29 protein-coding genes are annotated in these 26,542 nt (G+C 48.2%); 11 read left to right on the top strand and 18 right to left on the bottom strand.

Features of this window, described 5'->3' with window-relative positions:
* Window positions 1-150 precede the first annotated feature (150 nt).
* On the top strand, window positions 151-870 hold the full coding sequence (locus tag ACF8PK_RS16035) for a GntR family transcriptional regulator (RefSeq protein ID WP_055464984.1): 720 nt from the start codon (window positions 151-153) through the stop codon (window positions 868-870).
* 63 nt (window positions 871-933) lie between these two features.
* On the top strand, window positions 934-3,006 hold the full coding sequence (locus ACF8PK_RS16030; protein ID WP_392442356.1) for an ATP-binding protein: 2,073 nt from the start codon (window positions 934-936) through the stop codon (window positions 3,004-3,006).
* A 166-nt stretch (window positions 3,007-3,172) separates the two neighbouring features.
* Here ACF8PK_RS16030 and ACF8PK_RS16025 read toward each other — a convergent pair whose 3' ends face one another.
* Complete coding sequence (locus tag ACF8PK_RS16025) at window positions 3,173-4,303, bottom strand: lytic polysaccharide monooxygenase (RefSeq protein ID WP_392442354.1); 1,131 nt, start codon at window positions 4,301-4,303, stop codon at window positions 3,173-3,175.
* A 36-nt stretch (window positions 4,304-4,339) separates the two neighbouring features.
* Here ACF8PK_RS16025 and ACF8PK_RS16020 point away from each other — a divergent pair, with 36 nt between their 5' ends.
* Together ACF8PK_RS16020 and ACF8PK_RS16015 are read left to right on the top strand one after the other, a co-directional pair.
* Window positions 4,340-4,777 carry a hypothetical protein gene (locus ACF8PK_RS16020; protein ID WP_392442352.1) on the top strand — a complete coding sequence of 146 codons (438 nt, stop codon included), beginning with the start codon at window positions 4,340-4,342 and terminating at the stop codon, window positions 4,775-4,777.
* Between the two features lie 66 nt (window positions 4,778-4,843).
* Entirely contained in the window at window positions 4,844-5,191 is a 348-nt protein-coding gene (locus ACF8PK_RS16015) for a DUF3316 domain-containing protein (RefSeq protein ID WP_154179284.1), read from the top strand.
* 136 nt (window positions 5,192-5,327) lie between these two features.
* Here the strand turns inward: ACF8PK_RS16015 and ACF8PK_RS16010 are convergent, their stop codons facing one another.
* Window positions 5,328-6,893, bottom strand: a complete 1,566-nt coding sequence (locus tag ACF8PK_RS16010; protein WP_154179286.1) for a PAS domain-containing methyl-accepting chemotaxis protein — start codon at window positions 6,891-6,893, stop codon at window positions 5,328-5,330.
* 305 nt (window positions 6,894-7,198) lie between these two features.
* On the opposite strand from ACF8PK_RS16010, the gene ACF8PK_RS16005 reads away from it, so the two are divergent.
* The 3 genes from ACF8PK_RS16005 (at window position 7,199) to glpQ (ending at window position 11,307) form a co-directional block, all read left to right on the top strand.
* Window positions 7,199-8,404: a diguanylate cyclase domain-containing protein gene (locus ACF8PK_RS16005; protein ID WP_392442350.1), complete on the top strand. Its 1,206-nt coding sequence runs from the start codon at window positions 7,199-7,201 to the stop codon at window positions 8,402-8,404.
* A 310-nt stretch (window positions 8,405-8,714) separates the two neighbouring features.
* Window positions 8,715-10,085: a glycerol-3-phosphate transporter gene (glpT, locus tag ACF8PK_RS16000; protein ID WP_004727169.1), complete on the top strand. Its 1,371-nt coding sequence runs from the start codon at window positions 8,715-8,717 to the stop codon at window positions 10,083-10,085.
* Window positions 10,086-10,251: 166 nt separating this feature from the next.
* Window positions 10,252-11,307, top strand: a complete 1,056-nt coding sequence (gene glpQ, locus ACF8PK_RS15995) for a glycerophosphodiester phosphodiesterase (RefSeq protein ID WP_392442348.1) — start codon at window positions 10,252-10,254, stop codon at window positions 11,305-11,307.
* Window positions 11,308-11,426: 119 nt separating this feature from the next.
* Here glpQ and xapA read toward each other — a convergent pair whose 3' ends face one another.
* Window positions 11,427-12,257 carry a xanthosine phosphorylase gene (xapA, locus tag ACF8PK_RS15990; RefSeq protein WP_172475442.1) on the bottom strand — a complete coding sequence of 277 codons (831 nt, stop codon included), beginning with the start codon at window positions 12,255-12,257 and terminating at the stop codon, window positions 11,427-11,429.
* Between the two features lie 107 nt (window positions 12,258-12,364).
* Between xapA and ACF8PK_RS15985 the strand changes: the two genes are divergently transcribed.
* On the top strand, window positions 12,365-13,285 hold the full coding sequence (locus ACF8PK_RS15985) for a LysR family transcriptional regulator (RefSeq protein ID WP_392442345.1): 921 nt from the start codon (window positions 12,365-12,367) through the stop codon (window positions 13,283-13,285).
* A 37-nt stretch (window positions 13,286-13,322) separates the two neighbouring features.
* Here ACF8PK_RS15985 and ACF8PK_RS15980 read toward each other — a convergent pair whose 3' ends face one another.
* From ACF8PK_RS15980 to rbsD, 6 genes are all read right to left on the bottom strand, one after another.
* Entirely contained in the window at window positions 13,323-14,327 is a 1,005-nt protein-coding gene (locus tag ACF8PK_RS15980; RefSeq protein WP_014258009.1) for a substrate-binding domain-containing protein, read from the bottom strand.
* Between the two features lie 16 nt (window positions 14,328-14,343).
* The gene (gene rbsK, locus ACF8PK_RS15975) at window positions 14,344-15,261 is read right to left on the bottom strand and encodes a ribokinase (RefSeq protein WP_154179297.1); all 918 of its coding nucleotides are present in this window, start codon (window positions 15,259-15,261) and stop codon (window positions 14,344-14,346) included.
* 168 nt (window positions 15,262-15,429) lie between these two features.
* Window positions 15,430-16,308 carry a ribose ABC transporter substrate-binding protein RbsB gene (rbsB, locus tag ACF8PK_RS15970; protein WP_004727175.1) on the bottom strand — a complete coding sequence of 293 codons (879 nt, stop codon included), beginning with the start codon at window positions 16,306-16,308 and terminating at the stop codon, window positions 15,430-15,432.
* A gap of 62 nt (window positions 16,309-16,370) precedes the next feature.
* Entirely contained in the window at window positions 16,371-17,354 is a 984-nt protein-coding gene (gene rbsC, locus ACF8PK_RS15965) for a ribose ABC transporter permease (RefSeq protein ID WP_014258007.1), read from the bottom strand.
* Window positions 17,351-18,856: a ribose ABC transporter ATP-binding protein RbsA gene (gene rbsA / locus ACF8PK_RS15960; RefSeq protein WP_004727177.1), complete on the bottom strand. Its 1,506-nt coding sequence runs from the start codon at window positions 18,854-18,856 to the stop codon at window positions 17,351-17,353. The genes rbsC and rbsA overlap by 4 nt, the downstream gene beginning before the upstream one ends.
* A 31-nt stretch (window positions 18,857-18,887) precedes the next feature.
* Complete coding sequence (gene rbsD / locus ACF8PK_RS15955) at window positions 18,888-19,307, bottom strand: D-ribose pyranase (protein ID WP_055465188.1); 420 nt, start codon at window positions 19,305-19,307, stop codon at window positions 18,888-18,890.
* Between the two features lie 408 nt (window positions 19,308-19,715).
* On the opposite strand from rbsD, the gene ACF8PK_RS15950 reads away from it, so the two are divergent.
* The gene (locus tag ACF8PK_RS15950) at window positions 19,716-19,979 is read left to right on the top strand and encodes a DUF3012 domain-containing protein (RefSeq protein ID WP_038152245.1); all 264 of its coding nucleotides are present in this window, start codon (window positions 19,716-19,718) and stop codon (window positions 19,977-19,979) included.
* Between the two features lie 157 nt (window positions 19,980-20,136).
* Here the strand turns inward: ACF8PK_RS15950 and ACF8PK_RS15945 are convergent, their stop codons facing one another.
* The 3 genes from ACF8PK_RS15945 to ACF8PK_RS15935 form a co-directional block, all read right to left on the bottom strand.
* A complete protein-coding gene (locus ACF8PK_RS15945; protein WP_392442337.1) occupies window positions 20,137-20,538 on the bottom strand; it encodes a hypothetical protein in 402 nt (133 codons plus the stop codon).
* A 106-nt stretch (window positions 20,539-20,644) separates the two neighbouring features.
* Window positions 20,645-20,959, bottom strand: a complete 315-nt coding sequence (locus ACF8PK_RS15940) for a hypothetical protein (protein ID WP_238825167.1) — start codon at window positions 20,957-20,959, stop codon at window positions 20,645-20,647.
* A complete protein-coding gene (locus ACF8PK_RS15935) occupies window positions 20,953-21,183 on the bottom strand; it encodes a hypothetical protein (protein WP_392442755.1) in 231 nt (76 codons plus the stop codon). Before ACF8PK_RS15935 ends, ACF8PK_RS15940 begins: the two co-directional genes overlap by 7 nt.
* A gap of 167 nt (window positions 21,184-21,350) precedes the next feature.
* Between ACF8PK_RS15935 and ACF8PK_RS15930 the strand changes: the two genes are divergently transcribed.
* Window positions 21,351-22,385 carry a formylglycine-generating enzyme family protein gene (locus tag ACF8PK_RS15930; protein WP_392442334.1) on the top strand — a complete coding sequence of 345 codons (1,035 nt, stop codon included), beginning with the start codon at window positions 21,351-21,353 and terminating at the stop codon, window positions 22,383-22,385.
* Window positions 22,386-22,485: 100 nt separating this feature from the next.
* Here the strand turns inward: ACF8PK_RS15930 and ACF8PK_RS15925 are convergent, their stop codons facing one another.
* Window positions 22,486-22,683, bottom strand: a complete 198-nt coding sequence (locus ACF8PK_RS15925; protein WP_238770447.1) for a hypothetical protein — start codon at window positions 22,681-22,683, stop codon at window positions 22,486-22,488.
* Between the two features lie 593 nt (window positions 22,684-23,276).
* Here ACF8PK_RS15925 and ACF8PK_RS15920 point away from each other — a divergent pair.
* Complete coding sequence (locus ACF8PK_RS15920; RefSeq protein WP_392442331.1) at window positions 23,277-23,441, top strand: DUF3012 domain-containing protein; 165 nt, start codon at window positions 23,277-23,279, stop codon at window positions 23,439-23,441.
* Window positions 23,442-23,450: 9 nt separating this feature from the next.
* Here the strand turns inward: ACF8PK_RS15920 and ACF8PK_RS15915 are convergent, their stop codons facing one another.
* From ACF8PK_RS15915 to ACF8PK_RS15895, 5 genes are all read right to left on the bottom strand, one after another.
* Window positions 23,451-24,029 carry a hypothetical protein gene (locus tag ACF8PK_RS15915; RefSeq protein ID WP_238770448.1) on the bottom strand — a complete coding sequence of 193 codons (579 nt, stop codon included), beginning with the start codon at window positions 24,027-24,029 and terminating at the stop codon, window positions 23,451-23,453.
* 18 nt (window positions 24,030-24,047) lie between these two features.
* The gene (locus ACF8PK_RS15910; RefSeq protein ID WP_238770449.1) at window positions 24,048-24,416 is read right to left on the bottom strand and encodes a hypothetical protein; all 369 of its coding nucleotides are present in this window, start codon (window positions 24,414-24,416) and stop codon (window positions 24,048-24,050) included.
* A gap of 472 nt (window positions 24,417-24,888) precedes the next feature.
* The gene (locus ACF8PK_RS15905) at window positions 24,889-25,089 is read right to left on the bottom strand and encodes a hypothetical protein (protein ID WP_392442327.1); all 201 of its coding nucleotides are present in this window, start codon (window positions 25,087-25,089) and stop codon (window positions 24,889-24,891) included.
* A 236-nt stretch (window positions 25,090-25,325) separates the two neighbouring features.
* A complete protein-coding gene (locus ACF8PK_RS15900; RefSeq protein WP_238770451.1) occupies window positions 25,326-25,709 on the bottom strand; it encodes a hypothetical protein in 384 nt (127 codons plus the stop codon).
* Between the two features lie 321 nt (window positions 25,710-26,030).
* A complete protein-coding gene (locus tag ACF8PK_RS15895; RefSeq protein WP_392442324.1) occupies window positions 26,031-26,147 on the bottom strand; it encodes a pesticin C-terminus-like muramidase in 117 nt (38 codons plus the stop codon).
* Window positions 26,148-26,542 lie beyond the last annotated feature (395 nt).

Genomic DNA, 26,542 nt, shown 5'->3' with positions numbered 1-26,542 from the left:
CAGTTGTATTAATATATGTATTATACTTGTATTTTAATTTATCACAGAAGTCGCAATGCGTGCTTGTCATATTGAATCACTTTCGTATCATACAAATGACGATAGACCGCGTTAAAATCCCTGTTAAGCATACAGTTACTGAGAGAAAGTATGGCCAGATTACCCATGTATCGGCAGATCGCTGATGCGATTCGAAAAAAGATCAGTTCGGGTGAGTATAAGGTAGGTGAAGCCCTGCCAACAGAAGCACAGTTGCGTGAAGCATTTTCAGTCAGTCGAGTAACCGTTCGCCAGGCCATCAAATTGCTAGTGGAAAACGAGGAACTGGAAAGTGTGCAAGGCAGCGGCACTTACGTGAAAGCCAACAAAGTCAATTACGACATTTACCAACAAAGTAGCTTTTCTGAAAAGTGGGAGCACCTCAACAAAGTGACCCACAGTGACGTTGTGGCTTTTGAGATTCAACGAGCGGCTCTGCATATCGCAGAACATCTCAATATAAGGGAAGGTGAGCGCGTTTATTTTGTCAAACGAGTTCGCTACATCGACGACACGCCAATCACCGTTGAAGAGACTTGGATGCCGACCAACTTGTTTCCCGATCTGACTTATCAAGTGATGCAAGGCTCTAAGTACGACTATATCGAAAACCAGAAACAACTGGTCATTGATCGCAGCGAACAAGAGATCATCCCAATTTTGCCCCCCAAAGACATCGCTGAGCTGTTAAAAATCGATGCTGCCACTCCCATCATAGAGAAACGCACCATCGGATATTTAGAAGATGCAACGGTATTTGAATACAGCCGAAACTACACCAGCCCAACAGAATACAAGTTTACGTTAGTGGCGAAGCGCAAACACGGATGACGCATGTGTGGCGGAACGCTGGACGTTGTCACACCGAAGACAAAGGAAAGTACAGGTGAATACATGACGCTAGCGCAGAAAAAGTTGGGATGGGTGATATTGGCGCTGTTACTGATTCTGGGCGTGAAAACGGCATCGACCACGATTGCCAAGCAGTGGCAGTTGGAACAGGCGCAAAGCCACGGTGAGCAGCGCTTGCTGGATTACATAGGCGATGTGCGTCAAACGCTGCGCCGCTTTTACCATCTGCCCTATCTCATCACCAATGAGGCCATCAGCCAACGCTTGCTCAGTGGCGATGCGTCGGTGATTGAGGAGATGCAAACCACGCTGGGCCAACTCGATAAAGCCGCCAACACCAAAGGGTGGTACGTGCTCTCGCCGAGTGGTGACGTGTTGGTGTCGAGCAAAGACGCCGAAAACTGGAATGGCCATGACGGCGATGCGATCGTGGCAAAAATTCACCAGCAACGCGAAGGTATTTCGATTGTCACCAAAGCCATCGGGGCCACGCCGATCTACTTTTTGGCAGCGCCAATCTACATCGATTTGGACATTGTCGGCATCGTCGCGGTGCAGATTGACCTCAGCGTGCTGGCCGACCAATGGTTTGCCAATGATGAACTGATCCTGTTTCAAAACGCCAGCGGCCAATACTTTCTTTCCAGCAGCCCGCAATACAATGCCGACTGGCTGAACGCCCATCCGCACATCACCAATGCCGCCCAGCCCATTCATCTCTACAACGACGCGCGTTTGGTGCAGTGGCATTTGCAATCGGATCCGTACCTCGCACAATCCGTCACGTTGGATGATTTAAACTGGACGTTGACCTATCTGACACCGATGAAATCGCTTTATCAAACGGTCAATTGGCTCAGCATGAGCTGCGTGGTGGCGGTGTTACTGCTGATGCTGCTTGGCACGCTGCGTTATGAGCAGTACCAAAAACAGCTCAGCCAGCGCAAACTGCAAGACATTGTCCAAGAGTCTGAGCAGCGCCAACGCAACATGATTCAGAAAACCCATGTCGGATTGTTGTTGCTCGATGAAACCGGCCGTATTGAAGAGATCAACCCGATGGCGAAACGCTACTTCAGCCTGTCGGAGTTGATGGTGAAAAACGTGCGCGCATGGGAGCTATTTGATATTGGCAACCCAAATGCCACCATTCCGCTGCTGCTTGAGAACTTGGCGCGCAATCAGGAGCTGGCCGACATCACCTCCGTCGAAACCATGGCACGGCGTAGCGACGGCAGCCTGTTTCCAATTTTGTTCTCGCTCACCTCCGTGCAATGGAAAGACAAGCGCCATTATTTGGTGACGATCCTCGACATCAGTAAGCGCAAAAAAGCCGAAATCGCGCTGCAAACGGCGAACCAAGCATTGCAACACCGAGTGGAAGAGCGCACCGCAGAACTGAAGTCGGCCCAGCAAGAGCTGATTGAGGCTAGTAAAATGGCAGCACTCGGGCGCATGTCGAGCGCCATCACCCACGAACTCAACCAGCCATTGACGGGGCTGCGCACCCTGCTGTCGAGCAATGAATTGCTGCTGGCGCGCGGTGAAACCCAATTGGCTCAAGCCAACATGAAGCTGGTACACACGCTGATCGATCGCATGGCGAACATGACCACACAGCTCAAATCGTTTGCTTTTAATCGCCCCGAAACGCTGACGCCCGTCTCCATTCCGGATGCGCTGCAAGAGATCCTGCGCGTTCATCAGGCGCGTCTGGAACGCGTGGATGTGCGTGTACGAATGTCATCCGATCTGCCATTGGTACGCGGCGAAGCCCAGCGCCTGCGCCAAGTGCTGGGCAATTTAGTCACCAATGCGCTCGATGCGATGCAAGAGCAGCCAGCCCCCAAACTGATCATCAGTGCAGTGGTCGATGCAGACACCGTGTTACTGCGTGTACGTGACAACGGCTGCGGCATTGCAGAAGAGCAACTCACCACTATCTTTGAGCCGTTCCAAACCAGCAAAAAAATGGGCGAAGGATTGGGCTTGGGGCTGTCGATCACCGCCAACAGCGTGCGCGATATGCAAGGCGCCATTCGCGCAGTCAACAACCCGGAAGGCGGTATGACGTTTGAAGTGATGCTGACCCTCAATCCGCCGGATCCGGCATGATCCCGCGAAAAGCATGCCCCTGCTAAACCATGACCCTGCTAAACCATAATCCCGTTAAAATACAGTCCCCTCCCGTCACGTAACATCAGGCCATAAAAAAGAGGCACTCACGCCTCTTTTTATTCATCAAACCTCTTTCATCCATCAAACAAGCACGCTGGCTTGGCTAACGCCAAACGCCCCACTCGCCGGTGGTGCCCGGTTCATCCCCTTGCGTCCACCACTGCGCTGTCCATTCGCGGCCATTGTGGCTGACCACATCGCCCGCATTATAAATGGCATCGCTGCGCCACGCGTTGTCCGGGCCGGTCGGCGGAGTCGTTTCGCCTTTGATCAGAGATAACTGATAACTGAAGGTGGCATTCGGCGCCAACACCTGATTCGCGTAGATATTGGTGGTATCAAACATGTAGTGGCCCATCGCCTCATGCCAAATGCCGATATACCATGCCCCATTCGTCAATTGATTAAATTGCCCTGCCAGTTCCGCCGCCCAAGTCGCGGTATTGTTGGCCGAGATGGCGAGGCTGAGGTCAACCTGTTCATTGCCATTGGCATCAAAGGTGCGAAAACGCACGCTATCCCCCGATTCGATCGGGCCGAAACCCTGCGCAATGAAATAGCCCAGCGCCGTCAGATCCGCCGGTTGCGTCGGATCGGCGGGATCTGTGGGTGCCGTGCCGCCATCAAAAGTGATATCACTACAGTTGTAAAACCCTTCGCCCGCCGCATCTTCACGCTGCCAGCGGGTATACAGCACCGCATCACCACTACGCCCAGAAGGGAAAGTCACCGCAATGCGGTATTTTTTATCGTCGTCGACCGCGACATTGCCTGCGGTGTCGATCAGTTCTAAATCCGCCCAGGTGAGCGGGGCCGCCTGATCGTATTCCGGCGTCGTCAAATAGAACTGCCAGTAGGACGGGCTGTGCGGCGCGGTGGCATTGAACACCAGTTCGATCTGCTGATTTGCATCTAGCGTGATAGCGGTTTTCTGCCAATCCGGTGACGCAACGTTTAAGCCCGATTTGGCACTGTCCGCCGCTGAACACAATGAACCATCGCGCACAATGGCTTGCACATGCGCCATATCCTGATAGTTAGGCACGTTGGCTGAAATTTCATTTCGCTGTACAAACGGAAACGCGCCCGATTCATCAAACGCGGCCTGACACGCCGCATTAGGGATGGTGTTGTCCCAAAAGCCGCCATCCTGATAACAAGTATTCTGGCGAGCACTGGGAAACTCCACCCAACCATGGGCGGCAACCGGCAGCGAAACCGTACTTGCGAGCATCAAGGCGCTAAGCGCCCCGCATTGAAGCACCTTGTTTTGAAGCCGATTGTTTTGAAACCTGTTGTTTTGAAGATTGTTGTTTTTACAACGATGGTGTTGAAAACGATTGTGTTGAAAACAATAGTGTTGAAGCATCTTTTGCATGATTTATCCTTTTTCACTGACGTTGAAGCGACCCCATGCGCACGCCGCAGGGGCTCAACAAAGCTAGCAAGGATTTGTCATCACACAGGCCATGCCATGGCGATTTCGCATGATTTGAACGTCAAACTGATGGGTCGTTTCCAAAGCGGCGTCTGCGGTTTCTTGTCATCACATTTCGCTTCGAGTCACTTCAAACTTTCGCCTGTCGGCGGCAGGTCAATCGCCGTTCAATCTTTGGTCATTAAATTCACACTGTTGAAAAATCCGCCACCAAATCCGCGTTTGTCAGAAATCTTAAACAGACGTTATCCAAAGACTGACGCACGCTGACGGACTCCTCACAGAAGATTTCATAAGATGAATGCGTGCATATCGCACAACAACAGGAGAAAAGTTATGAAGAAAGCACTTGTGATCTTAACGACTATGACCCTTAGTGCTGGTGCATGGGCATCCATTGGCACCACTGAGCAGGAAACGACGTTAACCACCCACGCGTATGCCTCGGAACAACAAGCGTATGATGCCGGTTTTGCCAAGGTGGATGCGCTGAAGAAAATGCCGTCGAACGAGCTGGCCAACGCGCTCAATGTGTATGACGCCAAACTGGTCCAAAACACACTGAAAGTGAGCGACGCCGAAGTGAAGGTTGAATCCTTTGCGAAACAGGATGGTCAGGTTCAATATCGCGCCGTGGTGGATGTGGACTACCAATACACCGTGCGTGAAGGGAAAAACAGTTAATCCTTCAATCCGCGCCATCGTTCAGGTAACAGGGTGAGTAACACGCTCACCCTGTTTGCCTGCCAACGCACGTCCCCGCGTGGGAACGCCCTCACGGCATCAGCTGTTAATCGTGTTCAAGCTAATGGCGCTCAAGTTAGTGGCGCTCAAACTGATGAATCAACCGCTGCAGTTGCTCGAGATTGTGCACCAGATGACGCGTGCGCTGCACCGATGACGACGATGCATCCGAATTCTGCTGCGTCAGCGTTTTGATGTTGACCGCATTGGCGGTAATTTCACGCGTTGCACTGGCTTGTTGCTCCACCGCCGCCGCGATTTGCTGGCTTTCAAGCGTCACTTGTCCCAGCTTGGCCGCAATGTCTTGAATCACCCCACCCGTCGAATCGGCTGCTTGCTTACAGGCCGAAGAGAGCGCTGAACCACGCTGCATGGAAGCCACCGCTTGGGTTGCGAGCGATTGCAGCTCGGCGATCATGGTGTGTATTTCACTGGTTGACGCACTTGTTTTCGCCGCTAGTTGGCGCACTTCATCCGCCACCACCGCAAACCCGCGCCCCGATTCACCAGCGCGTGCGGCTTCAATGGCCGCGTTAAGTGCCAGCAAATTCGTCTGTTCTGAAATTGCCGAAATGACATCCAAAATGGTTTCCACTTGCTGGCTGTGCTTGGCGAGCGTGGTCAAAATGGTCTGGCTGTCGGCCAGTTCGCTATCGAGCGCATTCACTTGCACCACGGTGTCGCGGATCCGCGCCAGTCCGCACAACGAATCGTGTTGAGCAATCTCAGTCAATTGCGATGCCGCCGAGGCGCTGTTGGCAATGTCGTTGATAGAATGCGTTAGCTCTTCCACCGCAGTGGCAACCTGCTCGGTTTCCTGCAATTGCTGCACCAGTGCTTGCTCAATATCCCGCGTATTGCCCAATTCACGCTGCGCATCTTTGAGAATCTGTCCCGAAGTTTCGCTGCTACGCGCCACCACAGCGCGTAGCTCCGCTTTACGCATCATCAGCGCCAGTTCAACTGGCGAGCATTCATCGCAATGACCGGTATACACTTTTTCCATCAATGGGTTGCTGTACGCTTCACGAGCCAACTGAGACAGCTGCGCATGGCGTTTGTGCAAGTGCCTCAGCCCCAGCAACACACTCAGCTGAATGCCCAACAACGCGCTACCCGGCAACCAAGCATGTTGCTGCCACATCCAACCGGCGCTCACCAGCAGGCCAAGCCACGCGGCCCCTTGCATGAGGCGCATCACTGGCCAACGTCGCACGGACACCGATTCGCCTTGATTGAGTTTGGCATAGAGCGCCTCGGCGCGCGCGATTTGTTCTTTGCTGGGTTTGGAGCGCACCGACTGATGCTCAACGATGTTGCCTTGGGCATCTTTTATCGGGGTCACAAAGGCCGACACCCAATAGTGCCGCGGGCCTTTACAGCGGTTTTTAACAATCCCCATCCAACTGTGTCCTTGGTTGAGGTAATGCCACAACTGCTCGAACGCCGCTTTGGGCATGTCTGGGTGCCTCACCATGTTATGCGGCTGCGTCAGCAGATCATCAAGTGAATATTCGGCGATATCGCAAAACGCCTCGTTGGCATACGTAATGTGGCTGGAAGGCTGGGTGGTAGAGATAAAACTGATATTCTCCGGATAATCTTTATTCTCGGTCGCGGCCATGCTGAGTAAGTTCTTCATTTATCGGAAGTGAGTCGTAAACAAAGGTGTAACACGCGCAATTTGTCGCCATCTTGACACACATCAATTCTATCAATACCTTGTCACACTAATACCAAATACGAGACATGTTATTTTCCTGTTACATTTTTATAGCGATATGCTCACATTAATTTGAGAAAACAGGCCGCACGATCCGACGAATGCAGGCGCTGAGCGTAAATCAATTAAACTTAACTCAATCTTGTCCTTCGATGACGCCTCAAAAACAACGTCAAAGACGACGTGATTGACCTATGCCATACGACCCATTTCAGGATGCGCCAATGGATCAGCTGAAACAGTGCTACTTTGACCAATCCCCCGCCGGCATCGCGATTACCGATCTCGATGGCCTGATCGAACTCGCGAATGAGCGTTTTCACCAATTGACTCATCTTCACGAACAGCACAACATCACCCCGATGATGAACCTCGCGTTGCCATTGAGCGTACCCCAAATCATTGATGATTTGGTGCAGGGCAAACAGGTCATGCACATCTTTGAAATCAAACACGGCTTTACGCCCGACACCCTCAACTGGTGCATCATCAAAGTCAGCTTGGTGGACAAGAACGAGAAAAAACACGTCTCATTTGTGATCGAAGATATCAGTCGCAACCGACAACTCAACCCGCGCATGAACGTACATCTCAACACCATTGTCGATAGCTTGCCGGTGTTGATTGCCCAGATTGATGCGCACAACCGTTACCTGTACGCCAATAAAACCTATGAAGCGTACTTTCACACCACGTTGGATCAGGTGATTGGTGAAACCATCGAAAACCTGATTGGCGACGAATCGTTTTCACACAGTGCACCGTTTATTGAACGCGTACGCCAAGGCGAAACCGTCACCTTCGACAACACGCTGTTCTTCACCAACGAATTGCGTGTCTTGCACCTTAAATTGGTTCCGGATGAAATGAATTGCGGCGGGTTTTACATCTTCGGTCAAGATGTCACTGAACTGCGCGCCTTTCAGCGCAGCTTAGAATTTAAGGCCTACCATGATGCGCTTACTGGCCTGCCCAACCGTAGCTTTTTTATGAAATCGCTCGCCAATGTACTGCGCTATAAACAGCACGGCTCAGCGTTATTGTTTCTAGATTTGGATGGCCTGAAACTGGCTAACGACCGTTATGGGCACCATATCGGCGATGGCTTATTGAAAATTTTCGCCCACGTGCTGCAAGATGCAATTCGCCCGCAAGATTTCGTATCACGTCTGGCGGGCGATGAGTTCACCATCATTCTGACGGAATTAGACGATCCGCTCGCGAACATGCGCGAAGTGTGTCAGCGCATCCTCGATCGCCTGCCAGCCAGCGTCGAGATTGAGGGCCACGCCATTCCATGCAGTTGCAGTATTGGCGCAACGTTGCTTGATCATGCCCTGCACCTGTCTGAAGAAACTTGGTTAGCGCGCGCCGATGCGGCCATGTACAAAGCCAAAACTGGCGGCAAAGGCGGTTTCGTCATCGAATAATTTTTCGCCGTTTATCCCCGCTACGAACTTTCGAATGGGTATTTTTAGCAAAATACCCTCACTTCACTTACGCCTTTTCGAGCAAAAACAATCATTTATAAGCGTTCACTAAAACACAATTTATGTAAAAAGTTTGAAGCAACTCAATAATTTTGCAAACTAATCATTTGTTTTTATGTTCAAATTAATTCACATGCAACATTTATCACAGAAATAAGATTACTTTCGAACAACAATTCACGAAATTTCGAACGAAACTAATTTTTCTCGTTCGCACTTCAAAACCATCGCAAAATAAATGAGGTCACCAATGTTTGGGATTTTCAAACCACAAGCTCACATCGAACGGCTATCGCCGGATCGGGTTGAGGGCGCTTATACACGTCTACGCTGGCAACTTTTCATCGGTATTTTTGTAGGCTATGCAGGTTACTATCTGGTTCGTAAGAACTTCAGCTTGGCGATGCCATATCTGATCGAGCAAGGCTACAGCCGCGGCGATCTCGGTGTCGCTCTGGCCGCGGTTTCAATCGCTTACGGCTTGTCTAAATTCTTAATGGGCAGCGTGTCTGACCGTTCTAACCCTCGTTATTTCCTCAGTGCAGGCTTGCTGTGTTCTGCACTGGTCATGTTCTGCTTTGGTTTTATGCCATGGGCAACCGGCAGTATCACGGCCATGTTTATCCTGCTGTTCCTGAACGGTTGGTTCCAAGGCATGGGTTGGCCAGCCTGTGGGCGGACGATGGTACACTGGTGGTCGCGTAAAGAACGGGGCGAAATCGTTTCGGTATGGAACGTCGCGCACAACGTCGGTGGCGGTCTGATCGGTCCTATCTTCCTGCTGGGTTTGTGGATGTTCAACGACGACTGGCGCACTGCGTTCTACGTGCCTGCCTTCTTCGCGGTTCTGGTTGCAGTCTTCATCTGGATCACCATGCGTGATACGCCGCAATCGTGTGGTCTGCCACCGATCGAAGAGTACAAAAACGATTACCCGGACGATTACGACACCTCACACGAAAAAGAGATGACGGCCAAAGAGATCTTCTTTAAGTACGTGTTCTCGAACAAACTGTTGTGGTCAATCGCCATTGCCAACGCGTTCGTTTACCTGATCCGTTACGGCGTGCTCGACTGGGCACCAGTCTACCTGCGTGAAGCGAAAGAATTCACCGTGGATAAATCGTCTTGGGCGTACTTCCTGTACGAATGGGCGGGCATTCCGGGCACACTGCTGTGTGGTTGGATTTCGGACAAAGTGTTCAAAGGTCGCCGTGCACCTGCGGGCATTCTGTTCATGGTACTGGTTCTGCTGGCCGTTCTTGTCTACTGGTTCAACCCGGCTGGCAACCCAGCGATTGACATGGCAGCACTGGTTGCGATCGGCTTCCTGATCTACGGCCCGGTGATGCTGATTGGTCTGTACGCGCTGGAACTGGCTCCGAAGAAAGCGGCCGGTACTGCGGCTGGCCTGACCGGTCTGTTTGGTTACCTCGGCGGCGCTGTGGCAGCGAACGCGATTCTGGGTTACACCGTGGACCACTTCGGCTGGGACGGCGGCTTTATTATCCTCGTCGGCTCATGTATCACGGCCATCATCTGTTTGATTTACGCTTTGATTGGCGAGCGCGCTCACCACAAAGCGAAAGCAGAAAAAGAAGCCAAGGAAGCCGTCGCGTAAGTCACGCTTCCTCACGCAAAACGGGCACGACATCTGAGGTGCCCGTTTTTGAACGTGTCATTTTATCTCCATTTCGGTGTGGTTAACTCCCCCATTCATCGCGCTCTTCCCCCGATTCAGAGCGCGATTTTTTCTAACCACGCTCGACAAAATACAAGGATTCCACATGAACAAGATGCTTTCCCTTTCTCTGCTCTCTCTGGCCTGCAGTGCCAGTGTGTACGGCAACCCTTTAGTGATCGCGCACCGTGGCGCATCGGGCTATTTGCCGGAGCACACGCTGGCAGCCAAAGCGCTGGCCTACGGCATGAAACCCGATTACATCGAGCAAGACGTGGTAATGACCAAGGATGACCAATTGGTGGTGCTGCACGATCACTACCTCGATCGCGTCACCGATGTTGCCGAACGTTTTCCAGATCGCGCACGGGCTGATGGCCGTTACTACGCCATCGACTTTACATTGGCGGAAATCAAAAGCCTACGCGTGACCGAAGGGTTCAACATTGATGACCAAGGCAACAAAGTAGCCGGCTTCCCCGACCGTTTCCCGATGTGGAAATCGAGCTTTACCGTGCCCACCTTTGCAGAAGAGATTGAGCTGATCCAAGGGCTGAACAAATCGCTCGGTTATGACATCGGCATCTATCCTGAGATCAAAGCACCGTGGTTCCATCGCCATGAGGGCAAAGACATTTCGAAAGCGGTATTGAACGTGCTCAAACAGTACGGCTACGACAGCAAAGACGACAAAGTCTACCTGCAATGTTTTGATGCCAACGAGCTGAAACGCATTCACGATGAGCTGCTGCCATCGATGAAAATGGATCTCAATCTGGTGCAGTTGATGGCTTACACCGACTGGAATGAAACCATGACCTATCAAGGCGATACCGCGACACCTTACAGCTACGATTGGATGTTTGAGCCGGGCGGCATGAAGCAAGTCGCGCAATACGCCGATGGTATCGGCCCTTGGAAACCGATGCTGGTGGACGACAAGAGCACCCAAGACAACATCATCATCAAACCGTTGATGGGTGAAGCCAAAGCTGCTGGCCTTGTGGTGCATCCGTATACTTTCCGCGCCGATAAAGGCCGCATCGCACCGTATGCGCAAAACTTCGATGGCATGCTGGATGTGTTCTACAACCAAGTGAAAGTCGATGGTCTGTTTACCGACTTCCCGGACAAAGCGGTGTCATTCCTGAACCATCAGTAACTGACGTTGCGCTGAATGTAACAAGGTCAGCAAAAACCCATCGGCACAGTCGGTGGGTTAGAGATAGAAAAAGGGACGATCATGGATCGTCCCTTTCGTTTTCACGCGATCTGTGATGATTACGCGGCAAAATGATGGCGCATAAAAGATTGGATCAACGTGATGAAGTCTTTCTCCGCCAGTTTTGCGCAGCGCAGTGTTTGCTCGTGAGACAGCGCCACATCGCCCAGTCCTTCGGCCATGTTGGTGATGGCGCACACCGCCAGCACTGGCAAGCCACAATGCGCGGCCGAGATCACTTCCGGCACGACCGACATGCCGACGACGTCTCCGCCGATGATTTGCATCATGCGAATTTCTGCAGCGGTCTCAAAGTTCGGGCCGGTGTAGGAGACAAAAACCCCTTCATTGAGATGAATATTCTGTGCCTTGGCCACCGCCAGCGTCTCTTCACGGAGCGTTTTATCGTACGCATTGGCGAGGCTAAAGAAGCGGGGACCGTAGGCGTCATCATTCGGGCCTGTCATTGGCGATTCCGGCATGGTGTTGATGTGATCGGTAAACACCACCAGCGAACCGACATCAATGCGTTCTGGGCGCAGTGAGCCCGCAGCATTGGTCACCAGCATGAATTCACAACCCAGACGCTTAAAGGTACGCACCGGATTGGTCATCACTTTCATGCTTTGGTGCTCGTAGTAGTGGCCACGACCTTTCATGCACACCACTTGTGTGCCAAACAGTGTGCCCAGCACCAATTCGCCAGAGTGTCCTTCGACCGTGCTGACGGGGAAGCCCGCCAACGCCTCGTAAGGAATCACCACTTTGTCTTCCAGCTCGTCCGCGATCACGCCAAGACCAGAGCCAAGAATGAATGCAGCCTGAGGCTTGAAGCCAGGCTTGTGCGCGTAGATCGTTTCCAGAGCTTGATTCACCGGATCAGACATGATGTTCACCTCGTTATGTTGTTTGCATCACTCTAACGCAATCACTGTGCTGACAAAATCGCAAAATTTGGCACAATTATGTGATTATTCAGCACAATCAGAGCCCCGTCATGTTGCCACTCAGTCAACGCATTACATTGAAAATGCTGCGCTATTTCTATCAGGTCGCGCAGTGCCAACAATTCAGTCAAGCAGCAGAACAACTCAACATCACCAAATCGCCACTCAGTGCGCAGATTAAAGAGCTGGAGCAAGCGCTGGGCGTGATACTGTTTGAACGCGATACGCGCAATGTGCGCTTAACCACCGCGGGCAAACAGCTCAATCAAGAGTGTGAGCGTATTTTTGACGTGCTGGAAACCTCGCTCAATCGCGTGGCGCAAAGTGCGCGCGAAGAGCAGGCGACCTTGAATCTCGGCTTGATGAGCTCGATTTTCTGGGCAGGATTTGGCGATGCACTGCATCAGTTGCAGCAAACTCACCCAACCTTGACGCTCAATCTGTTGGAGCTATCGCCAGAGAAACAAAAACAGGCGCTGCTGCAGCACCACATCGACATCGGACTGGTGCGTTACGCCGACACCACGCAGATCGCGCCGCTGCATGCGCGCAGTTTGTATCAGGAGAAAATGGTGGTCGCATTGCCAACACAGCACGCGCTGGCAGCACGTAAGCAGCTCTCACTACAAGAGTTGCGCGATGCAGAATTTGTGATGCTGCGCCAAGAGAATTCCGCCTCGACCGCGCTGATTCGTCAGCACTGTCAACAGGCGGGATTTGAGATGACAATTTTACAAGAAGTGGTGGAGCCCAATACGCTGCTGGCGGTCATTTCCACCCGCGGATTGTTGTCGATTGTGCCCGCCAGTTACGCCAACTTAGCTTGGCCGCACGTGCGGTTTGTCGCATTGAAAGAAACCATTCGCGCCGATATCTGCGCGCTGTCTGCCAAAGCGTCACACCCTCTGACTAACGCGCTGTTGAACCAGTTAAGTCAGGCCTTACTCAACCCTCAAACGAGCGAACCGTAGAACGGTTGAATGGTTGAACGGTTGAACGGTTAAACGGTTAGTTGAGCAGTTTCACGCTTTTTCTCACCACCAACGTGGGTTCCAATTGCACCACTTGCGGCTCATTGGTCACTTTGTCGAGTTTTTTCAGCAATGTTTCCACCGCCGCCTTGCCGAGACGATACTTCGGTTGGTGAATGGTGGTCAACGCAGGTGACATGAATTTTGCGATGTGAATGTCATCGTAACCAATCAGCGAGACATCGTCGGGAATACTCAAACCCTGCTCATTGGCTGCGTTAATCGCCCCCATCGCCATCATGTCGTTGCTGACAAAAATCGCACTCGGCAGCGGGCCACGGGCAATCATGGCGTTCATGGCGTCGTAGCCGCCTTCGCATTCAAAGTCGGCTTCGACAATCCATTGCGGATTGATCTCCAACCCAGCTTCCAAAATGGCGCGCTTGTAGCCTTCATAACGCATTTGCGCCTGCTGGCGGATCAACGGCCCCGTGATACAGCCAATCTGTGTGTGGCCGCAGGCAATCAGGTGCTTGGTCGCCATATAACCGCCCTGCAGCGAGTTGTCCTGAATCTTATCACTGGCAAACAGCATCGGTCCCCAGTCCATCACCACCACCGGAATATCCGGGTAACGGTCGAACATGTCGATCCGCTCGCCCGCCAACGTAGAACACATCAAAATCACCCCATCCACGCGCTTTTGTAGCAACGTATTGATGGACGCTTTCATGCGTTCGTGATCGCCTTCGGTATTGCACAAAATCAGGTTGTACCCTTGGTGATAACAGCTGCGTTCGACCCCTTTCACCACCTCGCCGAAAAACGGGTTGGTGGAGGTCGTCACCAGCATACCGATGGTTTTGGTGCGGTTCATTTTGAGGCTACGCGCCAGTGCAGACGGCGCGTAATTGAGGTCTTGCGCGGCTTTGTTGACCCGTTCGGCGATTTCATCGCTGACAAAACGGGTCTTGTTGATGACATGGCTGACGGTCGACGTCGATACGCCGGCAAGTCGTGCAATATCCTTCATGGTTGCCATGTCATGGTCTCCTTGATTAATGATCGGCCAAAAACGCGTCCACTTCCTCACGGTTCGGGATGGAAGTTTGGGCACCAAAACGAGTGACCGAAATGGCTGCCGCCGCATGAGCAAACTTAATTGCTGATTCTAAAGGCATTTCCTCTAACAAACCAGTGACCAGCGCCCCATTAAAGGTATCGCCCGCGGCGGTTGTGTCCGTTGCCTGAACGCGGAAACCCGGGATCAGCGTGCCACGGCCATTCTGGCTCAGCCACACGCCTTTTGCACCCAGCGTGATCATGACAATTTCAATCCCTTTACCATGCAGTGCATCCGCCGCCAATTGCGCAGACGCGTCATCGGTCACCGTGATGCCCGTCAGCACTTCCGCTTCAGTTTCATTAGGTGTGATCACATCCACACAACTTAATAAGGCATCCGGCAGTTCACGTGCGGGCGCAGGGTTCAGAATCACATTGGTACGGGCTTCTTTGGCCACTTGCGCCGCTTTGACGATGCCATCGAGCGGCGTTTCCAGTTGCATTAACAGGTATTTCGCGTCACGAATGTGTTGCAGATCGGGGTCAATTGCTTCAGCGGTCAGTTTGGCGTTCGCTTCAGCAGAAATGCAAATGCTGTTTTCGCCGCTGTCCGAGACCTGAATCATCGCAATGCCGGTTGGGCAGTTCGGCTGCATTTTCACGCCGCGAATGTTCATGCCATCGAGCTTAAAGCTTTCTCGAATGTTGATGCCAAATGAGTCATCACCGACGCAGGCAATGAAGCCGATATCGGCATTTAAGCGCGCGGCGGCGACCGCTTGGTTGGCACCTTTGCCACCTGGGATAACTTGGTAGTTGCGACCGTGCAGCGTCTCGCCGGGGCGAGGAAAAGAAGGCACTTGAAGAACATGGTCAGCATTGACACTACCTAATACCACCAACTTGTTCATAAGGGTTATCCTCAGTTTGAGTAAAATCGATTGGGAACGGAAATAGAGAGAGATTTGACGCCTCACGCGAGACGCAAAGCGTCAAAGCTGTCTGTATCATCCTGCGCAACCTGCGTGGCGCAAGGCGCTGCTCTCTCCTGAGCCTCTGGAGAGAGCAGCAAATGACACTTATTCAGCGATAATTTTCAGCGGAACGGGAATGTACTCATCCACAGTTTCGCCTTTCAGCATGTGGTCTGCGGTTTCCACGCCCAGCGCACCAATCAAGTCAGGTTGCTGCGCCACAGTGGCTGCCAGTTTGCCACGTTTCACGGCAGCGATACCGTCATCTGTGCCATCAAAGCCCACAATCATCACGTTTTTGCCGGATGCTTGAACTGCGCGCAGTGCGCCCAGCGCCATTTCATCATTTTGAGCAAATACGGCTTGAACATCTGGGTTCGCGGCCAGCAGGTTTTCCATCACGTTCAGACCTTTGGTGCGGTCGAAATCCGCAGGTTGGCTGGCAAGCAGTTGCATTTCGCTGCCTTTCACTGCGTTCATGAAGCCTTCACCACGTTCACGCGCGGCCGATGTACCGGCAATGCCTTCAAGTTGAATCACTTTGGCTTTTTCGCCCACTTTTTCCATGATGAAGTGACCGGCCATTTCGCCGCCCACCACGTTGTCAGATGCAATGTGGCTCACCACGGTGCCACGGCTTGCACCACGGTCAAGTGTCAGCACAGGGATGTTCGAGCGGTTGGCAATGCGAATCGCGTTCGAGACTGCATCGGAGTCGGTTGGGTTGATCAGAATCGCTTTCACGCCACGTACGGTCAAATCTTCAATGTTCGACAGCTCTTTACTTGGGTCGTTTTGCGAATCCAGCACGATCAAGTTGTACCCCAACTCTTTCGCTTTCGCTTCAGCGCCGTCTTTCATGGTCACAAAAAATGGGTTGTTCAGCGTCGACAGCACGATTGCCATCGTGTCCTGAGCCTGTGCTGACACAGAAACGGTGGTAGACAGCAGCGCAGCGGAAATCAAAGTTGCGAGTTTTTTCATGTTCATCGTCCTTTATTGTAGGGGACCGGGTCAGGAATCCCTGAACCCGGTGGTTTCACTGTTTACTTGTTTTTGTTGTCTACCAGTACCGCGAGCAAAATCACGACGGCTTTTGCAATCATCTGGTAGTAAGAAGACACATCGAGTAGGTTCAATGCGTTATTGAGGAAGCCGATAATTAGCGCACCAATCAGGGTGCCCATGATGCGACCTTTACCGCCCATCAAGCTGGTGCCGCCCAGAACAACGGCTGCAATCGCATCCAGTTCGTATCCCATCCCCGCGGTTGGCTGCGCAGAAGAGAGACGAGAGGTCACGATGATGCCCGCCAGTGCAGAGAGCAGACCACAGATGGCGTAGACACCAATCTTGACGCGATCCACGTTGATGCCCGACAAACGTGTCGCAGATTCGTTACCGCCCAGCGCATACACATAGCGGCCAAAGCGCGTGTGGTTGAGCAGATACCAAGCCGCTGCAAACACCACCACCATGATCCACACCGGCACAGGAATGCCCAGCGCGTAGCCCGTACCAAACCAAGCGAATGCATCCGCGGTATCGGTAAAACCGGTCGAAATAGGGCGACCATCGGTGTACACCATGGTCACGCCACGCAGCAACGTCATGGTCACCAACGTGGCGATAAACGCCTGCACTTTCCCTTTGGCGATGATGATGCCACTGATCCCACCAAGAACCGCGCCTGCGAGCAGCGCCGTCGGTACTGCCACCAACACGGGCACTTCCATCGCAATCAGGCTGGCGGCAAACGCGCCACACAATGCCAGTACGGAACCCACACTCAGGTCAATGCCCGCGGTCAAAATGACCAGCGTCATCCCCACGGCGATGATCGCATTCACCGACGTTTGACGCAGAATGTTCATCAGGTTATCGAAGGTAAAAAAGTTCGGGTTTAGAAACGAGACAACGACGATCAGAAACAGCAGTGCAATTAAAGATTTCTGTTCAATCAGCCACTCTTTACTCAGCAGCTTTCTGCCGCCAGTTTGGGTTGGGTTGGTCATGCTTTTTGTACTCATGCTGCGTCCTCGTTCAGCGTTTTGCCAACGGCACACGCCAGTAGATTTTCTTGGTTGGCATCTTTCGCGTCGAATTCTCCGCTAATGCGACCTTCATGCATCACCAGAATGCGATCGCTCATGCCCAGCACTTCTGGCATTTCAGAAGACACCAAAATGATGCTCATGCCATCGGCTTTAAATTTGTTGATTAGTTGGTAGATTTCTTTCTTCGCACCGACATCCACACCGCGGGTCGGTTCATCCAAAATCAATACTTTGGGACGTGTCATCAGCCCTTTGGCGATCGCCACTTTCTGTTGGTTACCACCAGACAAATTGCCGATGATTTGATCGCGACTTGGCGTTTTGATGTTGAATAGCTTGATGAAATCTTCCACCGCCATCACTTCATCGCTGTGCTGAATTTGCACACCTTTGGTCAGTTGATCGAGCGCGCACAGCGACATGTTCTCTTTCACCGACAAACCGAGGATCAAGCCATCGCCTTTGCGGTCTTCCGAGATATACGCGATGCCATTGGCCAGTCCATCTTGTGGGCTGACGGGATTAATAGTTCGGTTGTTGAGATTGATCACGCCCCGTTCAGAAGGCAGCGCACCATAAATCACTTTCATCAACTCGGTACGGCCGGCGCCCATCAATCCGGAAACCCCTAAGATCTCGCCGCGATTGAGCGTGAAACTGACATCGTGCACACCCGAGCCCGTCAGACCAATCACCTCAAGACACACGTCACCATGTTTCACGGCGACGCGTGGGTACTGTTCTTCGAGCTTGCGGCCGACCATCATCTCAATCAGGCCGTCTTCATTGGTGTCCGCGACGCGGCACTGGCCAATAAATTTGCCATCACGCAGCACCGTGATGTCATCACAAATCTCAAAAATCTCTTTCAGGCGATGCGAGATGTAAACAATGCCACACCCTTGCGCGCGCAATTCGTTGATCACGTTAAATAGCGATTCAGTTTCCGTGTCGGTCAGCGCGTCCGTTGGTTCATCCATGATGATCACTTTGGATTCAAACGACAGTGCTTTGGCAATTTCCACCATCTGTTGCTCACCCAGGCTCAGCTCGCCAAGCAACGTTTTCGAACTGTGTTTCACGTTCAGGCGTGCCAACAGTTTGTCGGCTTCGGCATACATGTGTGACCACAGAATACGCCCCAGCGCGCTGGTTTTTTCACGCCCCAGAAAGATGTTTTCCGCAATCGTCAGTTCCGGGATCAGGTTCAGCTCTTGGTGGATGATGCTGATGCCTGCGTGTTGCGAATCACGCGGACCTTTAAAGCTGGTTGGTTGGCCCTGATACTCGATGCTGCCAGCATCTTTGGTATAGATGCCAGTCAGCACTTTCATCAGCGTCGATTTACCCGCGCCGTTTTCGCCCATCAACGCCATCACGCGGCCCGGATAGACGTTCAAGCTCGCTTTATCCAGCGCTTTCACGCCCGGAAACGCTTTTTCAATGTTGCTGAGAGCCAGAATTGGTTGAGTCATAATCAGTCCTCAATCGAGTGTGAGCGTGGCGTTAAAACACCACGCCAGCTTGGAAAATCACGTTTGCGTAAGGCGTGCATTCTCCGGTTCTCACAACAGCACGGCTGTAATGAGTACGAGCTTTGAACTCTTCGTGAGAGACGTAAGCGATGGCGATGGATTTGTTGCAACGTGCTTCTTCGGCTTTCAGCTCGTCAAGCAGCGCAGCGTGTAGTGCGGGGCTAACTTTGGCAAATTCTTCCGCCAGTACCACACCTTCAATTTGTGATTCCGACAAGATCACGCGTACGGTGTCCATAAAACTGGGCACCCCATGCGTGAGGGCTAAATCAATACGTTGTGTCTCTTCAGCAATCGGCAAACCCGCATCACAAATGGTGATTTCATCGGTATGACCAAGCGTCGCGACCAAATAAGAGAGGTCGGCATTAAGTAGGGTACTTTTTTTCATCGTTTTACCTTCGTGTTCGCTCACGTTCGACTTCTTCCGAGCATTTTCTAGGGCAGAAAAGTAAGAAAAACACTCATCGAAACGTTTCGATGAAATCCTAACGCAAGTTTTTTGATTTGCACTAAGGTAAAAATCAGAGTGTGAGTTCGATCGCCGAAATCGATTCACAATGCCAACAAAGGGTGAGTGTGATCACTGAGTTTTCTATCATCAAGACCGCTTTTTGATCGGCATCGATGGCGGGGAATCCAACATCCAATAAGCATTCACATGCATTCGAGCCCGCCACTGCCTCATGCGATAAACTCTGGTCGAGCGCAGATATTTGGCCTAGATTTAACAAAGCTTCAACCAATTTGGGTATAGTGACGCGCATTAAGCACTTGCAGCGGAAAAGGATTGTTTATGATGAAGAAAATTGCACTGGTCATGCTAAGCGCACTCGCCCTCACCGCGTGTGACAATGAGGTCGGCAGCGCTGGCTGGTGTCAGGATATGCGTGAAAAGCCAAAGAATGAATGGAGCGCGCAAAACGCCGTCGATTTTGCGAAACACTGCTTGTTCCAAGAAGAAATCGGAACTCCCCAATGGTGTGAAAGTATGGATGCCAAACCGAAAGGTGACTGGACCGCAAACGAAGCCACCTCCTACGCCAAGCACTGCATCTTTTAATCAATTCAGATCGTTTGTAATAAAAAATCAGGCCGAGTGGCCTGATTTTTTATTGCACACATTTCATTGTTCACTGCGACTAAACTCAGTATCTCTTGGTGATATGTTCACCTTACGCCCCCGGCCCGCGCTGATTTTTATCTCAGGCTATATGGATTCATTCTTGAGTTAATTGGCCATCGTTGTAAAGGTAGCAAACATTTGAATAAATGGTTACGTCGTAAGCACTCTCACCAGAAATGCATAGTTTTGAACTTTCCTTACTGAATTTCAGTTCAAACTCAATCTTTTCAGAGTCAATTAGATAACCATCAGGAAAATCGACAAAACTTTCTTTCTGTGAGTCATAAATGTTGGCGCATATCGCTCCGCCACCACAGCCATACGAGAATATGTAATCATCACCGTTAAAATTCGGACCGATATTATAAGCTTGATAAAAGCTCTCTTTGAACGATTCTGAATAATCTTGCCCATTCAGTACATGGTTAATGTCAGCACATGCTACCGAGCTAAATAGAAACCCACTGTAAATAAACACTGAGAACCACTTCATCACTTCAATTTCTTAGTAGAAGAATAATTTTCCATTCTTATTATAATTAACATTAATACTTAAGAGGCTCAGACAACCTTTTCACAATAAAAATTCCGCACGTGTATTATTATTTATAATTATTAACATTAATGTTTTTTACAACATCACCTAAGGCAAAAACTGAGTTGCTATCAAACAAGATATCCGATTTTTCTGTAATAGAAAATTGGAATTCACCATATACCCATATCCCGTTAATACGTACACTGCCGCTCTGAACATAAATATCTGCAGTACAAATGTCACACGAATTCCTTGTAATATCATTTATTATCCAACGTTCATCCTTTGGAACCGTATAAACACTTGAATTGTCCAAATATTTTGCTTTACAGGCAAATGATATTAACAAGAACAAAAAACAAACTAAATTTTTCACCATTTTTTATATATTCCTTTTTGATATACATCCAACTCACATTTTCTTCTATTTATTAGGCCATTCATTACTTGGCCCTGAGACTGGTTCCATGCTAACCTTGCCGACATCATAGCCGGAATGTGTCGAATGGGACGGCGTATAGTTTTGCTAGAACATTTTACTTGGCGCTCCGTTGTATTACTAAAGCTGCCATCTGCGCCGTAGGTACCGAGATCAAACCCCAGTTTTATCAGTGCTTTCTGAATCGATTCAACTTTTTGACCTTTTGAACTCGTTTTGTAGGAAGCAACTTCACGGTCCGTTATCCAAGATCACACAAATCATCCTATTGCTCTACAACCGGATAAGCGAGGCGTTTAAAATATTCTTCTAAAATGAATAGGATCAAATAATGACTTATAAATGGCTAGGCGTCCTTAGTTTCTTACCTATGTTAACTGCTTGTAACAGCGACGTTGATGTCTCAAGCAAAATTCTGTCCAAAGAACAAATACAGACCATCGTTAATAATATCAACTCACAATACCCAAATGCAGATTATGAGTTAAAACAAAACATCGCGGCAGTCGCCGTTAAGTCGATTGAGAATATGGTATTTGTAGAAGGCGGAACCTTTACCATGGGGGATTTTAGAATGCCCTGTATCAATGCCGATCTAAATCGCCCAGTCTGGACACCAGAAGCAAACTGTTACAGTCAGGTAGAAATAGTCAATCGTGGCGCTGACATCCAACATGAAGTGACTTTGAGCAGCTATTCACTTTCTAAGTATGAAGCGGAAGCTTTGGATTACGATATATATTTACAGGTCTTAAAGCGACCATTTGAGCAGTTTAAGTATGAAGGGAAATACCTTGAACGCAACTCTAAGATTTACAAAACGTTATTGCCTGGTTTTGTCAAAGAAGCAGCAATGAAGGTCAGTTGGCAAGATGCTAAAAGCTATTGTCAATGGGTGGGGCAATTGACGGCTCTGCCCGCCGATCTCCCTACCGAAGCACAGTGGGAATATGCCGCACGTAGCCGTGGTCAGAAACTTTACTACGCTACCAATAACGGATTTAAACAGTATAAAAATAGAGGTTATTACAATCCAGAGCTTGGTGGTTATGAGGAGTTTACCGCTGAAACGGCCAATATCGATGGTGATTTAAACCCTGTTGGCATGTTTGCGCCCAACCCCCTTGGATTATACGATATGACCAACAATGCGGAGGAATGGGCCAGTGATTGGTATGCAAAAGATTACTATAAAGTGTCACCGGAACTTGATCCAAAAGGCCCCGAATCAGGTGAGTATAAAGTGGTTCGAGGTGGGCTAAATATGGTCACTGTCGCCCGCGCATTTGACCCAATAAAGAGTGATAATCTGTCATTCCGTTCAGGGTTTCGCTGCGCTGTCCAAAGCACAGAACAAGCTTATTAGCATCGAAAACGTCCGCCTTACGGCGGTCTCTGTGGTTAAATATAGTAGCCATTATTGTTATCTAACTGGGCAATTTGCTGTTCAACAATGGCTTTCTTGTTCACCCATGCGTGGCCTGTGCACGGTGTATAATGGCGCATCTTAGCAAAATTACTTTCATCAATTTCATTTTTTTGATCCAGTAATATACCCAAGTATTAAAGCTTCGCTGCTGCTCACTATCTAAAATCGCATTAATGCGTGCTAAGTTATCAAATAGGGCTTTATCGCCTTTTTGTTTCTCGCCCGTTGTATTCATACGCGACAAAATTTCCTCGAAACGTCACCATGATTTCACTTCCCCAAGAAGCAATATGTAAATAGCCGTTTTCTGTTGTTCTTCCCATGAAAAATAGAAAGTCGTCACTGAGATATTCAACATCATACCCACTGTTTTGAGAAACAGCTCTTCAAACGGTACGTCGCCACCATCATTACTGACTCCTGAACGATATGTCTGACAGGGTCATCTGCTTCTTTTTCTTTTCGGATTCAATCTGCTATAAGCCATAGGCGGGTTCACTCTTTCCAGCAGTCATTGATAGATTGACGGGTATTCATGACGGCTTGCTTGAGTGCCTCTTCTAGATCGGTGATTATATTGCTGGCAAAGGCAATATAGCTTGATTCAACAAAGTGTTGCCATACTTCTCTATAAGATTATTCAGTACTCGGTAATCCGTCGCCTTTATGCCTTTAGAAGATAACGGCAAGCTGCCATAACTGCTCAAAATCAATCGCAGTACCAAAGCCTCCGCTGGCTCTTGGCCCAAAGACCAAACGCCCGAGCAGTTGAAATAAAACTGTCTGTTAAGTACTAATTATTCCCAAAAGAGTCGGTACACGGAAATTATGGACGCCAAACCGAAAATCGACTGGATTGAAAATGAAGCCACCACCTATACCAAGAATTGTATCTTTCAATACGTTAAGATCGTTCGTGTAATAAAAAGCAGGCCGTGTAGCCTGATTTTTTTGAGTGATTCACGCTGGATTTTCGGTCCTATGCAGATTTAGGATGAATTCTTAGTCGTCAGAATCATTGCATACTTTGGTTTCAAAAAGTCTTTTATAAACCCTTATTTCATCATAATAAGGATAATTAACTTTTGGCGGAACATCGTCAATAATTAAGCGATTGAAATAATCATCACCGTAAAAATATTTATTTTCTTTAATTTTATCTCTTTCGAACTTTCCATTCATATATTCATATATATATGAATTAAACTGAATATACCAAGGATATATGTTACTAGAGCTAGAAAACTTCGTTTGAACAAACAAAACTGTCTTATCGTCACTTTTACACGTAAGCACTAACGCGCTCTGTCCATAAGGATTAAACTCTCCTTGATGAAACAAAAGAGATTGCTTTCCATCGATAACGTAGAAAGCTGATAAAGATTCGTTATTCAATCCTTCTTCATTTTTGACAAAACCATTTTTATCGAAATAAATTTCAAAATAATTGTTTTTAAATGATGGAATTTTATCATTTTTTGTTTCTATATACGACTGACTAATAATGTCATCAACTCCTCGTTCCGTAGAATAAGCACAGCCGATAAATAAGAAACCAATAAAAACATAAATATATTTCATAAAACATGTATCTCTAAATTAGGTGTTATCCAAATCATCAATATATTTTTTTACAAATAAATCCATTGAAATTACTCCATCAAGCTCACATTGAGTCATCAATAGCTCTCCCCTTTGCCCACCTAAGTTCATATATAAAACACATTTTTCATGAATAGCTAGTCTTTGTTTATTGTAGAAATCTTTATAGAACCCATAGTATTCATCTGATTTAGTAACAGCTTTCTTTACTTTGCTTTCTACACTTTCAATTTCATTTTGTATGCACAAGATCATCTCATGATGATCTCCAAATGTACTATTACAAGCGTTGATAGCAACGGCATTGTTACTTATCATCCATAAAAATCCTATTGTAAAAGTAGTCTTTTTCCATAATTTGCTCATTTCAACCTCTAATCCTTTATCTTCTAGTTAAAGCAATGATTGATTGTCTGATTTAGTGCATTTTCTCAAACAGATATGAGTATGGGCGCAAAAAATCGACTGAACCGATAACAAAGCCAACGCTTACGCGAAACACTGCATATTTCAATAAGTAAATATAATTGGTCTTATAAAATTCCATTAAATATCCAATGAAAGTATACCAATAACATCCCAAAGCTAAATTTCCACTCTTGATTGACAAGAACAGATTATTATATGATTGATATATTTAATAGATAATCACCTTATAATAAAATTGTTCAACTACGGAACGTAAATGAATTAGAAACTTATCCCTATTCTTATACTCTTCAGTCATACACTCACTAAAAGTAATGTCGTAAACTATTGTACCTTCTTCAACAAAGTATGAATATACATCACAATTTTTGTGTGCAGACTTAGACCATAGCTTTTGCGAAAATACAATTTATTTTTGATACCCTTCAACATAAGACAAATATTCATACAAACCAGAATAGCTTTTTTGCATGTTGGACTTTGATTCATCCTCTACTGCTTTTTGGCAGTTTAAACGCTCGCTGGAAGATTCAATTTTTGAGCATGCATAAGTAGATATACTTGAAAGTAGACCTAAAAAAATAAAACCCAGTCTTATTTTATTATTCATTGATGCCTCAAATAATTAGATCGTGCCTACCCAGTTCATTAGAACTTTGAACCGAACTTCCTTTAATGTACTCAATAAGAGTTTGTATTACATTGTTCTTGGTATGGTGAACTCGGCTTTGATTTTGTTTGCGAAATGATTATAGCCTTCACCATGTCGTTCAAAAAGCATCACGAAAGATCCCCCCTGGCACGACAAATGACTTGAGGAGATACCTATAGCAAGGGAAACCAAACCTACTTGGCAAAGTCTTCACAAACATCGGAATTCATTTTAATGGCAACGTACTCATGCGCATATTTTCGAATGATCATAGGCGTTTGAACATCATATGATCCCCATTTGGATTTATCGATAAAGCAAACGTGTATTCCACTCTCATCTTGTTTTATAAACTGCATTTCGTATTTCCAATACTCACTTTCAATAAGAATGGTATTTTTAGACATAACAGGAATAGGTATGTTCAGATCGGAAAAATGTTTCTGTCCTTGAGCGGCTTTTTGAATCAAAGAACTATTAAAGGAGGTGATATCCAAATACGCATATACCTCATTTGTAGGAAAAGCTTGGACACAATAGGTAGCCCCCCAAAGAAAGACTATGAGCAGTTTTTTCATTTTATCTCCTTGATTAAAGCGGCTTATTTTCTCTTCCAATCGGATATTTATCACTAAATTTCATTAGGTTATTGAATATTGCAGCCCCATCTTGTTCGAACACTTGTTTCCCAAAATTCTCTGTTTCTGATGGTAGATAACCGTATTGATACGAAACAGAAGCAATCACGGTTTTAGCTCACCAAGGTAAACATCAAAACTTGGTTGTTTTTGACGTTCGGTTGTACAACTCAACAATACACTTCGTTTCTTACCTTTTAACTGTAGAAATGAACCGTTCTAACTCTTGCTCATTTATTGACAATGGATTTTAGCAAAAAATCATACCGCCTCCACTAGATAAGGAATGAGTTTATCAGCTATTTTTTGAGACAGTCCCTGTGCTAAAAAACCTGATTTAGATCTTGAACCAATATCAAAACCGGATGCGATAGTCACTATTTTAACATCAGGAACATAGCCACCTCCTTAACTCTAATCAATTCAAAATTGATCGTTTACTTTCATTCATGCTAATAGACCCATCTATCAGCCTTGCTGACTTTGAAATCGGGATGTGTCGAATGGGACGGGGTATAGTTTTACTAAAACATTTTTACTTGACTATCTGTTGTATTACCAAAACTGCCATCGGCACCATAGTTGCCCGAAATCAAACCTCAGTTTTATCAGTGCGTTCTGAATCAATTCAACTTTTTGAGCTTTTGAACTCGTTTTGTAGGAAGCAACTTCACGGTCCATTAATTTACCCAAAGTTCAAATAGGAACTAAGATCACATAAATCATCCTATTACTCTACAACCGGATAAGCGAGGCGTTTAAAATATTCGTCT

Source organism: Vibrio sp. CJQ_6 (assembly GCF_043106745.1).
GTDB classification, from domain to species: Bacteria; Pseudomonadota; Gammaproteobacteria; order Enterobacterales; family Vibrionaceae; genus Vibrio; species Vibrio furnissii.
Note: the sequence above shows the minus strand (reverse complement) of the source record. Positions and strands in the feature narration are given on the sequence as shown.

Excerpts from the sequence above, each read along its gene's own strand:
- ACF8PK_RS16035 (WP_055464984.1), top strand. The coding sequence starts at position 151 with ATGGCCAGATTACCCATGTATCGGCAGATCGCTGATGCGATTCGAAAA.
- ACF8PK_RS16030 (WP_392442356.1), top strand. The coding sequence starts at position 934 with ATGACGCTAGCGCAGAAAAAGTTGGGATGGGTGATATTGGCGCTGTTA.
- ACF8PK_RS16025 (WP_392442354.1), bottom strand. The coding sequence starts at position 4,303 with ATGCTCGCAAGTACGGTTTCGCTGCCGGTTGCCGCCCATGGTTGGGTG.
- ACF8PK_RS16015 (WP_154179284.1), top strand. The coding sequence starts at position 4,844 with ATGAAGAAAGCACTTGTGATCTTAACGACTATGACCCTTAGTGCTGGT.
- ACF8PK_RS16010 (WP_154179286.1), bottom strand. The coding sequence starts at position 6,893 with ATGAAGAACTTACTCAGCATGGCCGCGACCGAGAATAAAGATTATCCG.
- ACF8PK_RS16005 (WP_392442350.1), top strand. The coding sequence starts at position 7,199 with ATGGATCAGCTGAAACAGTGCTACTTTGACCAATCCCCCGCCGGCATC.
- glpT (WP_004727169.1), top strand. The coding sequence starts at position 8,715 with ATGTTTGGGATTTTCAAACCACAAGCTCACATCGAACGGCTATCGCCG.
- glpQ (WP_392442348.1), top strand. The coding sequence starts at position 10,252 with ATGAACAAGATGCTTTCCCTTTCTCTGCTCTCTCTGGCCTGCAGTGCC.
- ACF8PK_RS15985 (WP_392442345.1), top strand. The coding sequence starts at position 12,365 with ATGTTGCCACTCAGTCAACGCATTACATTGAAAATGCTGCGCTATTTC.
- ACF8PK_RS15980 (WP_014258009.1), bottom strand. The coding sequence starts at position 14,327 with ATGGCAACCATGAAGGATATTGCACGACTTGCCGGCGTATCGACGTCG.
- rbsK (WP_154179297.1), bottom strand. The coding sequence starts at position 15,261 with ATGAACAAGTTGGTGGTATTAGGTAGTGTCAATGCTGACCATGTTCTT.
- rbsB (WP_004727175.1), bottom strand. The coding sequence starts at position 16,308 with ATGAAAAAACTCGCAACTTTGATTTCCGCTGCGCTGCTGTCTACCACC.
- rbsC (WP_014258007.1), bottom strand. The coding sequence starts at position 17,354 with ATGAGTACAAAAAGCATGACCAACCCAACCCAAACTGGCGGCAGAAAG.
- rbsA (WP_004727177.1), bottom strand. The coding sequence starts at position 18,856 with ATGACTCAACCAATTCTGGCTCTCAGCAACATTGAAAAAGCGTTTCCG.
- rbsD (WP_055465188.1), bottom strand. The coding sequence starts at position 19,307 with ATGAAAAAAAGTACCCTACTTAATGCCGACCTCTCTTATTTGGTCGCG.
- ACF8PK_RS15950 (WP_038152245.1), top strand. The coding sequence starts at position 19,716 with ATGAAGAAAATTGCACTGGTCATGCTAAGCGCACTCGCCCTCACCGCG.
- ACF8PK_RS15940 (WP_238825167.1), bottom strand. The coding sequence starts at position 20,959 with ATGGTGAAAAATTTAGTTTGTTTTTTGTTCTTGTTAATATCATTTGCC.
- ACF8PK_RS15930 (WP_392442334.1), top strand. The coding sequence starts at position 21,351 with ATGACTTATAAATGGCTAGGCGTCCTTAGTTTCTTACCTATGTTAACT.
- ACF8PK_RS15925 (WP_238770447.1), bottom strand. The coding sequence starts at position 22,683 with ATGAATACAACGGGCGAGAAACAAAAAGGCGATAAAGCCCTATTTGAT.
- ACF8PK_RS15920 (WP_392442331.1), top strand. The coding sequence starts at position 23,277 with ATGGACGCCAAACCGAAAATCGACTGGATTGAAAATGAAGCCACCACC.
- ACF8PK_RS15915 (WP_238770448.1), bottom strand. The coding sequence starts at position 24,029 with ATGAAATATATTTATGTTTTTATTGGTTTCTTATTTATCGGCTGTGCT.
- ACF8PK_RS15910 (WP_238770449.1), bottom strand. The coding sequence starts at position 24,416 with ATGAGCAAATTATGGAAAAAGACTACTTTTACAATAGGATTTTTATGG.
- ACF8PK_RS15905 (WP_392442327.1), bottom strand. The coding sequence starts at position 25,089 with ATGAATAATAAAATAAGACTGGGTTTTATTTTTTTAGGTCTACTTTCA.
- ACF8PK_RS15900 (WP_238770451.1), bottom strand. The coding sequence starts at position 25,709 with ATGAAAAAACTGCTCATAGTCTTTCTTTGGGGGGCTACCTATTGTGTC.